This window comes from Vibrio tetraodonis, from assembly GCF_003350295.1.
GTDB classification, from domain to species: Bacteria; Pseudomonadota; Gammaproteobacteria; order Enterobacterales; family Vibrionaceae; genus Vibrio; species Vibrio tetraodonis.
Genome location: NZ_QLYY01000009.1, coordinates 85,834 through 98,495, shown reverse-complemented (window position 1 = coordinate 98,495; position 12,662 = coordinate 85,834). Strand labels below are relative to the sequence as shown.

Here is a 12,662-nt window from a genome sequence, read left to right as displayed (position 1 = left end):
GATTATTTAATCATTTTGGTTTTTTCAGCTTATGTTGGTTATATTCTTTCAGGTTGCTAGGTACTTTTTTTGATTGATAAATGCTGTAATAATGGCCAGCTAATATCTGGCCATTTTCTCACAAATTTAGTGATTAAATTGGGGCGCTCTTTTAGCGGATAGAAGACTCATTTCAGAGAAATTATCAAATGACTCTACTTGGTTAACATTCCACTGGCTAATATCGTGATTAAACCCCCAAGCAATAACCATTGGCATACCTGCGTCTACAATTAAGCTCAAAGTATTATTGAACATTTTGCTCATACTTCTTACTTGAGCAGTATCCCAATCACCAATATCTTGATTAAAATTTCGAGCATCGTTAAACATGTCGCTCATGTCTTTTACACTTGATGTATTCCAGTTACCAATATCTTGGTTAAAGCTGGCGGCATTTTTGAACATGGCCTGCATGTTTTTCACCCTAAACGTGCTCCAGTCCCCAATGTCTTGGTTAAACTTTTTTGCACCGCTAAACATTTTGTGCATGTCTGTAACATTGGAGGTATCCCAGCGACCAATGTTCTGGTTGAACTTATCAGCATTTCTGAACATCATACTCATGTCTTTCACTCGGGATGTGTTCCAATTGCTAATGTCTTGGTCAAATGCCATGGTATTATCTTGTTCGTTCATAAAGCTATCTGTAATGCCAAACATCGCCTTCATGCTGCGGACTCTTGATGTATTCCAGTCCCCAATATCTTGGTTAAATGCCCTTGCGTTGGCAAACATGTAACTCATATCTGTTACTCTGGAGGTGTACCAATTGCCAATATTTTGGTTAAATGGTGTGGCAAAAAACATTTCACGCATATTGGTAACATTGGCAGTATTCCAGCGCCCAATGTCTTGGTTAAAATTGCTCGCTCCTGCAAACATCCATGACATATTGGTGACTTTTCGTGTATTCCACTGGCCGATATCTTGATTAAATTTTTCAGCGCGGTTGAACATACCTATCATGGTTGTCACATTTTGCGTGTCCCAATCACTAATATCGGTGTTAAAGTCTCTTCTATCTGCAAACAGGACGCTCATATCGGTAACGTGAGTGGTACAAAACTTTATGGTGCCATCTTGTAATTGGTTAAGCAGCTTTTGATCTCTGACGAGCGTGTTATCGACGACCAGATACTTTCGCTTGCCTTCGATTATCAGTGATTTGGGTTTGGCATCGGGGCACGTGTAGGTCGACGCTAACGCTAGGTTACTACTGGTTAATAAAAGTGTGGCAAGTGCGGTTTTGCAATAGTGTTTTGCAGAATTCATTGTAGTTATTTTCCCCTAGGTAAAGGTCAAGAAAAAATTAGAGAGTCAAATGCATGCTCAACCCTATTCAGCAATAATGGAGACTATTAGTGAGCTAATCTTTGATGGGTTATAGCTGTCTTTATCACTGTTTATTATAAAAATAAAAACAAAATATAATCAGTAGATATTTCTACGATTATATTTTCTAAGCATAAATATGTGATACCCGATGCATTAATTTAACTTTTTAATGATTTTTTTATTTTTAATAATGTTGGTATTTAATGATAAATGGCAATGGTTTCCTATATATAAGATTTTATAACTAAAAATAATCTTTTTCTTGACCTTAATGATTTTCTATTAAATGCATTACCTGTTTCAATTAAATGAGCTTCAATAAATATATTTATATTAATTTCATGTCAAAAATATTTGAGGTGCTTATTTTTTGTTCTTTTTGATTAAATTAATTTTTAATGATTAATTAAATGTGATTTGTATTTGTTTATTAATTATTTAGATGAATATAATTATCAGCTAAATTACATGCTAATTATATAAACTCTTAATGTGATGGCTAACCATGAAATAGTGTTGACTACATAACTCACCAACGATTTCAATATTTAGCCGGTTTCTTTTATCTATATTATTAAGGTAATTAAATGAGGTTTTACCCAAAGACATTGGCATTACTTACTATTCCTAGTTGGGCAGTTTTTGCAACGCCTAGTTTAAATGACTGTAATCACCTAAACATTCTTCCTGAAGATGGGACTGTATATTTTAACCAGTCTTGTTCAACAGCATATGTACTACCCAAAGATACAGGTGTTTCAACCGAAGGTGTGTTTACGCCAAACTCATATGGGAGGAATGTGTGTGGCCATTACCAGTCTACGGAAGATGCCATTGTTCGTGTAACTAATGAAATCAATGACGTTTATAAAAATGCAGGTCAGTTTATAGAGAGAAAGGCCTCTATATTAAGTAGAATCAATAGTTTAAAAGCTGAAGTCTACGCTGTTCGTGACCAGTATGCTGAAGAAGTTTTTCATTATGAGATGGCAAAAGAATATGCGGACCAATGGATGGAGGCATACAGAGTAGCTAGCCGTGCATTATCAGATTGCCGACAGTCATCAAGTCAATGCCAAAGTGAGCAGGACAAAGTTGCAGAAGTGAGAGCTGAGTTAACCTTCGCTACTAAGGAACTCAGTGAAGCGAGAGTTGGATACCGACCAGTCAAGGGTATTGCTGACCAAGCACGCAGGGCGATTTTAAGTGCGGAGGAAGAACTCTCTCTACTTACATACAGGAACAAAGCGCACCTCGATGCCATGAAAAGTTTAGAAGATTCTCTTAGCGAAATGCTGGCTAAATACGCGGTCGCAGAAGCAGGAGACGCGGTATTTACTTTTGATATACGCCATCAGGCACATGTGGATGCACTAGCAAATAAATATGCGCATTTAGGTTTAGATTGGCAAAAGATGCCAGCGATGCAAACCGATATTTCGGTATTGTCTCCATTTGACAATATGGATAGTGCTGAAAGAGTTCAATACCAGCTTCCCGTTCTAGGTAGCTATATTGTTGGTGATTCACAGAAATCACAAGTGGGCTTGAATCAATCGGGGAATACGATTCCACCTCAAGAACAGCCGCTGTCCAGTGATATGTTGACATCATCATTAAATAATAGAGAACGCTTTCAAGCTGGAATAAAGCTCAATGCAATTGGAGCATGTCAAGTTCAATCCAGTAGTAACTTAAACGGATTGGTTGCCACGGTTGCTCCTTCACTCTTTTTTAAATATGGCGTAGAAGTGCCGTTTGGTTATACCGCAAAAGTGGATCGTACTGCTGTGATTGAACATCTGGAAATTCACCGCTCCAAAGGTAGTTGGTTCTGGAAGAAAAAATGGACTGAAATCAGAGACCATCGCAATTTTAGTCACTTGATTGATATTCGTTTTGATGCGGGATCATCTGATGTGGCTGTGTTGTCGCCAGAAATGAAAACTAAGGTGATCCGTTCAATTCTAGACCGCACCGCACTTCATTATATGGATAGTTTAGGAAAGCGTCTGCCCACGCCTCCTCAAGCTGCGTTTGATATTGCCGCTGGTCTTGGTGGTTCAGGTATGAGTGCAGGCTATGAAGGTTCATTTGACTCACCAGGCCTGTCTTTTACATGGCAAAGATTTAGCCACAACGCTAAGGATGATTTTGTTTCACGTGGCAATAATTACAGAAGAGATGTAGCTCAATATTACACAGAGAGTGTCAGCGGGTCGTATCTTGTTCCGCAGGCAAAATTGATCGCATTCGAGGTGGAAAGATGAAAAAGCTGTTAGTTGCAATTGTTATTGCGGGTGGGTTAGGTCTAGCAGGATATCAATGGTTCAGTTCCAACTCTGATATGTCTGAATCGCAGAGTACCAGCACTAATGAACAAACATCGCCAGTAGTACTATTTGAAAAAAGCGTTAAGCAAGAGGCGATCCCGGACGATGTAAATGTACAAAACACATCATCACTTACCTTGGCGAAAACAGAAGCACAAGAGATACAGCAAGCATCTGAGCTTATTGACCAAGCTCAGACATTTTTCAGCGCAGGTTCCATGCCGAAAGATTTGTCGGACAAAGAACTTGCGGCAGAATTTTCAGCAATTTCTGAGTTTATTGATTCTAGTGGGCTGATTTCTCGCATCAACGAAGAAGCCTTTGATGAAACACAACTGGAAGTCATTAAGCAGATTTTTGAACGTCACGATAGCTTGGGTATTGAGCAAGCTCAGCGACAATTTCGAGAGCTAGCTAAATTGTATCCACCAGAGGAATTGGAGCGACTAAATAGCGAGCTGGATGACTTGGAAGCCATGATAAAAGAAGCGGAAGCCTTTATGGCAGAGATTGATAGTGAGGAGAAGCGAAACATAGACGATAAATCGCAAAGTTAACAATAAAAAAACAAAACATACCTCTTTAGGACAAAAGGAAAAATTAACTAATGTTAAGAAAAACAGCAGTGGCATTAAGTATTGCCATGGTCAGTAGTAGCGCATTGGCAGTACCAAGTGTATTTAAGTGTAAAGATAGCGTTGGACTGGCGGATAATATCTTCTTTAATGAAGCCTGTACGGAAGCTTATGTCGGTTTTCCACCGTTTGGTGAAGCAACAGTAGACAACTTTTCGAAAACCAATGAATCTTTATGTGATGCTTACGATAGTGCGATGGATTCGTACGTTGATACTCAGAAAACCTATGAATACTTAATTGCTCAAAGTAATGCTCTTGCAAAGCAAACTCTGAGTATTACTCAGAGCATGGATGATAAGCGTGTAGAGCTCAATGTGCTAAAGGCTGATCTTGAGGTCGCGGATACGAAAATCCTGGATCTTTCAGAGGAGCAAGCGGTTGCAGATCAAAAGTACGTTGATGCTCGAGACACGCTTCTTGAATGTAAAGCAATTGCAATAGACTACAGAGCAGATTGTGCGGACGAAATAACTGAATTTACGTCGGCAGCCCGGGAGCGTAGAGCTATCAAATCTGATGTTGCAGCTGCGAAAACGGAGCAACGCGCAATCAATCGTAAAATGGTTGTTCTACAGTCTACTCTAGATACTTTGAAAAGCAATTATGATAACGCACTCGCGCAGCTACTCAATATTAAGAGCTCTGTTGCTGCTGCAATGGAAACTTCTTTTGATTTGTTAGACAAATACGCAAAGACATACGGCGGTAATGCAACCTTGCTGTTTGAAACAAAATATGCCGAATATGTGCGTCAAAAGAAGCAAGAGTTGGAAGGCAAGTATGACAATATGACATGGCGAGATATCCGTCCTCGTGAGGCGGGTATTGGTTTTATTGTTCCATCAGATGAAATCGAAAAGCGTCAGCTTACCGCTCTACTGAGCCCAGTTATTGTGGTGGGCACGCCTGACTTCCCTGTATTTGAGGCAAGTCAATCTGATTACAACACTGATACTGGTACACCAAGAGAGCCGGTGCCAATTGCCAAAGCGACGTATTCTGATAATGAGTTTGATAACTTAAGTAAACCATTCCCTGATTCCTTTCCATCAACAGTAACACTTAGTTTACATGGGTCGTGTCCAGTATCTCAGGCGGAAAAGAAACAGTTACTTACTCATGTTGCCCCTTATGTTTCAGTTTCGTACGAGCTTAAAGGTAAAGTCTCTTATGAAGCAGTGGTAAACCGTGAAGCGGTAATATCATTTGTCGAAAAGACAACCAGTATAGGATTTGTAGGTTTCAGCTATGTAAAAGATAAAATTCGTGCAGAGCAAGATATTGATGTTTATGTATCAATTAAATTCACTTCTTCAACTTATGAAGGAACTTTGGAACAGCAACAAGTGAAAAGAACGCTTCAAGAAAACTTACTTGAGCGTGCGACCATTGCGGTTCTTGACACCATTGCTGTTCGTAAAACCGTCGATCCAGCTAGCGCTGGATTATTGAATGGTACGGAAACACCTTCAGAACAGCCTAAACCACCGGTTCAGGTGCAGTCGAACCTTGAACAAAACACGGGTGTATCAACGGCATTGTGCTCGACCGCAGATGCCTACACTTGTGCAGCAGGTTGGGTAATCGATAACACCAGCATTGGTGTGAAAATAACTGATTATAAGCAGAAGATTTCACACAGATATGAAGAAACTGTAACTGAAGATTTTTATATTCCAATGAATAAAACATTTGGCTTTAAAGCTAAATAACCTTCCATGCCTCCCATTCGGGAGGCTATTTAAAAGGAAATCGTGATGTCTATTCGAACTTTAGGGCTAGTGTTGAGTATGACTAGCTTGAGTGCTTATGCTATTCCTAGTTTACAAAGTTGTGGTGTACCCAATGCCATAGCAAATAATATGTATTTCGATGAAACATGTTCTACTGCCTATGTAGGCCTGCCTGATATTGGTCAAGTGAAGGTAGACAGTTTATATCGAGCAAATTCAAATTTTTGCGATAATTATCATAGCTCAATGGATGGGTACTCAGGCATTGCAGAGGCAATGCAGCGAGTAAATCAAGAAAGGAATAAATTAGCACGCCAGTCAGTTGAGTTAGAACAAAATTTTGCCGATTTACGGCTTACGCTTAATTCGAAAAAGGCACTAATACCTTTGGCTATGCGTGAATTAGCCGAAGAGCAAGCCGAGTATGAGGTACTTGAAAGCCAATTATCTTCTGCACAGCAAATATTGCACAGCTGTTTAGACATTGCTTCAGAGGAAGACTGTACGATAGAGCGTCAAAGTTTTGTGACATTGTCCTCCGAAAAAAATGCGTTACGCAGACAAATAAGTCGAATTCAATCTCGAGTAGGGTATCTAAATAGGCAAGTGGATCTAGTGGAGAATCGTATCGCTGACCTAAACATCTCTATTCAAAGAAATAGTGATCAAATAAGTCAGATGGCTCTTGAAGTTGACGATTACTTTTCAACAATAGAGCAACGCTTGCTCAAATATACAGAGACTTTTGGTGGTACAGCAAAGTTACTCTTTAAAGTGGATCAATCATCTTATTTAGCTGAAAAGAGAGCCAATGCTGAAGATGTGCTAGCAAGTATGCAATGGCGTAGCATCGATCCTAAGCGTTCTGAGATTCAATTTGTTGCTAATTTCCAGTCACCGGACATTAATGATATTCAGCGTATGATGCTGCCAGTAATGTCTATTACCACCCCACAGTTTGAGCGCTATGGTACTGCTACGGTGAATATCGATAAGTCCGAACCAGAACCAAAGTCAATAGACCAACTAACCTCTTCGAGTATCGTGCAATATCGAGAATCGCACTCTGCTTTCCCTGCTGCATTTAACTCTCAAATCAATTTAAACCTGCACGGGGCTTGTTTAATTAACAGTGATAACAAGCAGCAGTTGGCAAGTTATGTTGCTCCATTTTTGTCATACAGTTATGAAATTCAGGGTAGAGCGGGGTACAGAGCTAAAGTACATCAACGAGCCATGATTGAGTTCTTGAAAAAGAGTAAAGGTGGTCGATTTATGAGCTTTAGTTACGTAAAAACTAAAATTCGTGAGCGCCAAGAATACGATACTTTGGTTGAAATTACGCTTACCTCAGACAGTAAAAAAGGTGAAGAGATTACCAAACGGTTCAAGCGTGAAATAGCCATCAATGTTCTTGAAAGAGCGGCGGTTGCAATATTGGATTCCATTGCCACACGAAGGATGCCAAGTTTTGCGTTTGACCCTCAAACATCAGCCGATGATAACCGTAATCTCAGTCACCATATCGCAACATTAGGCTCTGGTCTTAATATGACCAGCATGATGTGTAGCTCCGCAGGTTCATTTGCATGTTCACTAGGTTGGGATCTTGACTCTTTTAGCTTTGGTCGTCGAGGACTTCATTATATAGGCACTGTAGGTGCGACTTATGAAGAACAAATAGATGATTACTACTTCGTACCAATGAATCGTGGTATGGCTTTTGAAGTTAGTCAGGATAATTAATTTCTATAAAGGTAAAAGATGACAAGGTATCAAAACGATACCTAATAATCTATTTGCAAATTTTAAAACTCTATCAGTCATCGTGTTTAATTTTTTAAATACGGTGACTGGCTATTAGTAATAAGAATATATTGGGCATTTAAAATGACGAATGTAATAACTGGTACTCCTAACGACGATACACTATTTGGTGATGAGCGAGACGATACAATTGAGGCAGGTCGCGGTAACGACACGGTTTGGGCTGGAGAAGGAAATGATCATGTTTATGGCGGCACAGGTGACGATAGGCTAGAAGGAGAGAACGGAAACGACATCATTTTTGCGGGTGAAGGAAACGACACCTTAAATGGTGGAGATGGCCAAGATATTCTTCAAGGCGATGAGGGTGACGATACTCTTAGTGGAGGAGACGGTGATGACCGACTAGCTGGAGGCCATGGACAAGACAGTCTAGATGGTGGCAATGGCGATGATATTTTAGTGGGTGGTCAAGGGCACGATACACTAAATGGTGGTCATGGTGATGATACCGTACTTGGCGGTGATGGAAATGACACTATATTTACTGACAATCAATCGGGTATTGGTAACGATAAGGCTGAAGGCGGCGCTGGCAATGATAAAATTTATGGTTTAGGCGGCAACGATGACCTAAGTGGTAATGAAGGCAACGATACCCTCGAAGGAGGGGCAGGTAACGATACACTGGCAGGTGATGAAGGGCACGACAACCTCTTTGGTGGAGAGGGTGATGATCTTCTTGATGGAGGTAGTGGTAACGATGTCCTGAAAGGTGAGGATGGAAACGATCAGATAAAGGGTGGGCTTGGCGATGATAGGCTTCACGGAGGTGCTGGCAACGATATTCTCACTGGTGGAGATGGAGAAGACGCATTATTTGGGGATCAGGGTGATGACCTGTTCTACGTTGATGAAAATGATGTCGTGGTTGGCGGCTCAGGCAAGGATGTCGCTGACTTTTCACAGGTTACTAAAAGCACGATAACCTTGAAGCATTTCTATGATGGTGTTGAAGAGCTTCGTTTTGGCGCTCGAGATAATACCGTCATTGGTACGCAGCATAACGAACGATTATTTGGTGATGCTGGCAATGATCGTCTGTCAGGTAATAAAGGTGATGATCATCTATATGGCGGGTTTGGAGATGATGTCTTACATGGTGGAGAAGGTAATGATGTTTTGTATGGTGAACAAGGCTCAGACACGCTAATAGGAGGCGATGGCGATGACACCTTCTACTTTGATAGCGAGGATACGTTAGATGGTGGAAGCGGCTTTGACCAAGCTTACCTTTCTGCCAATAGAGCTGATCTTAGTGATGAAAATGCCATTAAGGATATCGAAGTAATTCATGGAACAAGAGCAAACGATGCCATAACGAGTGCCGTCGATAATGTTACATTTAAAACAGGTCATGGCTCTGATCATTTAGAAGTTAAATTTGGTGAGTATCAGCAGATTGGGTATCAAGGCGGGGAAGGCAACGATACCGCTAGAGTCAACGGAAGATACAAAAACCTTGTGGTATCTGGTGATAATGGTAATGACACCATCAATGCTGATAAATGGCTATGGATGGATAGTGGCAGTTTATCGGCTGAAAAAATTAACTGCAGTCGGCACCAAGATAGAATTATATTTGATGCGTCAGTTCAAGGCGCCACGGTTAATACTGGCAAAGGAAACGACTATATTTTAGCGCAGTCATTAAGTGACAATGGTAATGCTGCTAAAGTTTATGGTGGTGAAGGGGTAGATAACCTCTTTATAGCGGACAGCGATATAAAAACAATTAATGTCTACGAATCAACGGATAACTTTCGTGTCACGGTAACGTTTAACGATGATACGCAGGGCTATTTAGAAACAGGTAAAGATATCGAATTTATTTCATGGAAAACTGGTAGCAGTCGTCATAATGATGTAACAGTACTGAATACTAGAACCATGTCTATCTCTAAACGTTCAAGTTTTGGTTCTGACAACCCTATTTTAGGTACAGGTTATGAAAGTACCGCTCGTCTCGCCCAAGCTATGGCTTCTTTTGATACAGGAGAAGGTATTTCTGCAGAATCGAATAGTGTTCAGCCTCAGGAAAATTCAATTTTAGTGACGTCACTATTGAATCACTAATCTACTTTTTTAATCGATAAGGCCATAAATATATTATGGCCTTTACATCCCTACGTTTGACTTAAATTAAAAGCAAATAATTATCTAAAGCAATCTTTATTCTAAGGAAGAATATTATGACAGTGGAAATTAACGGTACTCCAAATGATGACACATTATTTGGTGATGAAAATAATAATGTTATCGACGGTGGCAGAGGAAACGACTTTATTCTCGCTGGTGAGGGTGATGATAGGGTATTAGGTGGCACGGGTGATGATGAAGTGGAAGGCCAAAATGGCAATGACACTTTATTTGGTGGCGACGGAAATGACCTTTTAAATGGCGGCGATGGTGATGACACCTTGCAAGGCGATAATGGCGATGACACCTTAAATGGTAACGATGGCGACGACAAATTAGCCGGAGGCCATGGTCAAGATAAATTAAATGGCGGTAATGGCAATGACATCCTTGTTGGTGGTCAAGGTCATGATGAGCTTAATGGTGGTCATGGTGACGACCAACTGTTTGGCGGTGATGGTAATGACATTATCTATGCAGACGATGAATCTGCTGATGGTAATGATACCGTAGACGGCGGTGCGGGTAACGATGAAGTACATGGTCTGAACGGCAATGACAAGCTGAGCGGTAAAGCGGGTAATGACATCCTTAATGGCGGCGACGGTGAAGACGAATTAAGTGGCGGTGATGGCGCAGATATTCTCTCTGGCGGTCGCGACAATGACATCCTAGTTGGCGGTCGTGATAACGACAAGCTTGATGGGGGTGAGGGTGATGACAGCCTAGATGGTGAAAGTGGCGATGACACACTCGCCGGTGGTCAAGGTAATGATACTTTAACAGGCGGTTTGGGTACTGATGCCCTTGATGGTGGTGAAGGGAACGACACGTTAAAAGGTGGCGAGGGTAACGATACACTTATTGGTCAAAGTGGCGATGACAGTTTATCAGGCGAAGCCGGTAATGATGTTCTGGATGGCGGTCAAGGCGACGACACACTTGATGGTGGAGAGGGCAGGGATGAGTTATCCGGCGGTCTAGGTAATGATAAGCTAACTGGCGGTACAGAGAACGACCTTCTCGCGGGCGGGGAAGGAGACGATAAACTCTACGGCGAAGAAGGTGATGATACGCTGACAGGTGGTGTAGGTAACGACACATTAGAAGGTGGAGCGGGTAATGACACGCTCACGGGCTTAGAAGGTCGAAACCATCTTGATGGTGGTGCGGGTAACGATGTTTTCCATATCGACGGTGATGACAGTGTGATTGGTGGTGAAGGTCATGATGTTGCGCATTATCAAGGGGCAACGAGAGAATCGTTAACCTTAACTCAGAATTACCATGGCGTGGAAGAAGTCCATTTTGGTGACCTGCACAATACTATTATCGGTAGTGAGAATAGCGATAATATCTATGGTGATGGGGGCAACGACAAATTATCGGGTGGCTTAGGTGATGACGTACTGAGTGGCGGACTAGGTGACGATGAGTTAAGAGGCGACGCCGGGGCCGATACCCTGCTTGGTGGTCAAGGTAATGACAAGCTCTATTTTGACGCCCAAGATACGATTGATGGTGGTGAAGGGTATGATCAGGCTTACATGACAGAGTCGATGGAACTTAAGTTAACCAGTCAAAGTGCGATTAAAAACGTTGAGCGCATCTATGGCTCAGAAGGTAATGATACCATTACTAGTAGCATCGATGAAATTGCATTTTCTTCGGGGACAGGGAATGACCATTTACATGTTCTCAGTGGTAAAAAGGTACGTTACAGCGGTGGTAGTAGCGGGGATGACACCATGATTGTCGAGCGCGGCAACTATGAAGAGCTTAAATTTAGGGGTGGTAACGGCACTAATATGATGGAGTACAAAGGTGGCTATACCAAAAGGTTAGAGTATCAGGGAAGAGATGGCCAAGATACCTTACAAGTGAATGGTCGTTTTAGAACCTTGAATTTTGACGGGGATAAAGGTTATGACAGGGTTGTGTCAACGACAGGTCTCTGGATGACAAGGAAAATGGGCTGGGGAGGATATATCGACGCCGACAACATTCAAGGGAGTAATAATCAAGACCGAATTCTTTTCAAACGGACGAGACAAGACAGTTTAACCGTTAACGCTGGAGGCGGTAATGATTTTCTCTACAATGGCAGGCTTGCAAGTGATCCAGGGAAAATAACGGTTTATGGCGGTGCTGGAGTGGATAAACTCCACATAGGTGATGGTTTGCAATGGACCGACCGCACGGCTGGAGTGAATGAATTCTCAAGAATTACCCGTCAAGATATGGGAAATAAGATACGCTTTACACGAATGGCAAGGTTTGCTGATACCAGCCGAGGCAATAATCCAGTCATCTATGACACAAAGAGCTATATCGATGTGGGTAAGGATGTCGAGTTTGTTTCATGGGGAGGTGGGAATCGTTCTGGAAATAACCCTTTATATACCTATAATATGCGAACAGGAGCTATCCAAACAACGAGATATCATGATGAGATGGATGATCCTTTGTTGGGTGGCCGCTATGAAACTTCTGCTCGTCTCGCTCAAGCCATGGCTTCTTTTGATACGGGTGGAGGTATTTCTGCAGAATCGAATAGTGCTCAGGCTCAGGAAAATTCAATTCTAGTGACGTCACCATTGAATCACTAATGTACT

At 41.6% G+C, this 12,662-nt stretch carries 7 protein-coding genes; 6 read left to right on the top strand and 1 reads right to left on the bottom strand.

Annotated features, from left to right (window positions below; translation table 11 throughout):
- Positions 1-126: 126 nt before the first annotated feature.
- Complete coding sequence (locus tag DPF90_RS06600) at positions 127-1,314, bottom strand: BspA family leucine-rich repeat surface protein (RefSeq protein ID WP_240314477.1); 1,188 nt, start codon at positions 1,312-1,314, stop codon at positions 127-129.
- 650 nt (positions 1,315-1,964) lie between these two features.
- On the opposite strand from DPF90_RS06600, the gene DPF90_RS06595 reads away from it, so the two are divergent.
- From DPF90_RS06595 to DPF90_RS06570, 6 genes are all read left to right on the top strand, one after another.
- The gene (locus DPF90_RS06595) at positions 1,965-3,647 is read left to right on the top strand and encodes a hypothetical protein (protein ID WP_114785539.1); all 1,683 of its coding nucleotides are present in this window, start codon (positions 1,965-1,967) and stop codon (positions 3,645-3,647) included.
- Entirely contained in the window at positions 3,644-4,267 is a 624-nt protein-coding gene (locus DPF90_RS06590; RefSeq protein WP_114785538.1) for a class-II aminoacyl-tRNA synthetase family protein, read from the top strand. The genes DPF90_RS06595 and DPF90_RS06590 overlap by 4 nt, the downstream gene beginning before the upstream one ends.
- 50 nt (positions 4,268-4,317) lie before the next feature.
- Complete coding sequence (locus DPF90_RS06585; RefSeq protein ID WP_114785537.1) at positions 4,318-6,060, top strand: coiled-coil domain-containing protein; 1,743 nt, start codon at positions 4,318-4,320, stop codon at positions 6,058-6,060.
- 45 nt (positions 6,061-6,105) lie between these two features.
- Positions 6,106-7,827 carry a hypothetical protein gene (locus DPF90_RS06580; protein WP_114785536.1) on the top strand — a complete coding sequence of 574 codons (1,722 nt, stop codon included), beginning with the start codon at positions 6,106-6,108 and terminating at the stop codon, positions 7,825-7,827.
- 144 nt (positions 7,828-7,971) lie between these two features.
- Entirely contained in the window at positions 7,972-9,984 is a 2,013-nt protein-coding gene (locus DPF90_RS06575; RefSeq protein ID WP_114785535.1) for a calcium-binding protein, read from the top strand.
- A 116-nt stretch (positions 9,985-10,100) separates the two neighbouring features.
- On the top strand, positions 10,101-12,656 hold the full coding sequence (locus DPF90_RS06570) for a calcium-binding protein (RefSeq protein WP_114785534.1): 2,556 nt from the start codon (positions 10,101-10,103) through the stop codon (positions 12,654-12,656).
- The last annotated feature ends 6 nt before the right edge of the window (positions 12,657-12,662 follow it).

Coding starts and splice junctions, on each gene's coding strand:
- DPF90_RS06595 (WP_114785539.1), top strand. CDS start 1,965: ATGAGGTTTTACCCAAAGACATTGGCATTACTTACTATTCCTAGTTGG.
- DPF90_RS06575 (WP_114785535.1), top strand. CDS start 7,972: ATGACGAATGTAATAACTGGTACTCCTAACGACGATACACTATTTGGT.
- DPF90_RS06585 (WP_114785537.1), top strand. CDS start 4,318: ATGTTAAGAAAAACAGCAGTGGCATTAAGTATTGCCATGGTCAGTAGT.
- DPF90_RS06590 (WP_114785538.1), top strand. CDS start 3,644: ATGAAAAAGCTGTTAGTTGCAATTGTTATTGCGGGTGGGTTAGGTCTA.
- DPF90_RS06580 (WP_114785536.1), top strand. CDS start 6,106: ATGTCTATTCGAACTTTAGGGCTAGTGTTGAGTATGACTAGCTTGAGT.
- DPF90_RS06600 (WP_240314477.1), bottom strand. CDS start 1,314: ATGAATTCTGCAAAACACTATTGCAAAACCGCACTTGCCACACTTTTA.
- DPF90_RS06570 (WP_114785534.1), top strand. CDS start 10,101: ATGACAGTGGAAATTAACGGTACTCCAAATGATGACACATTATTTGGT.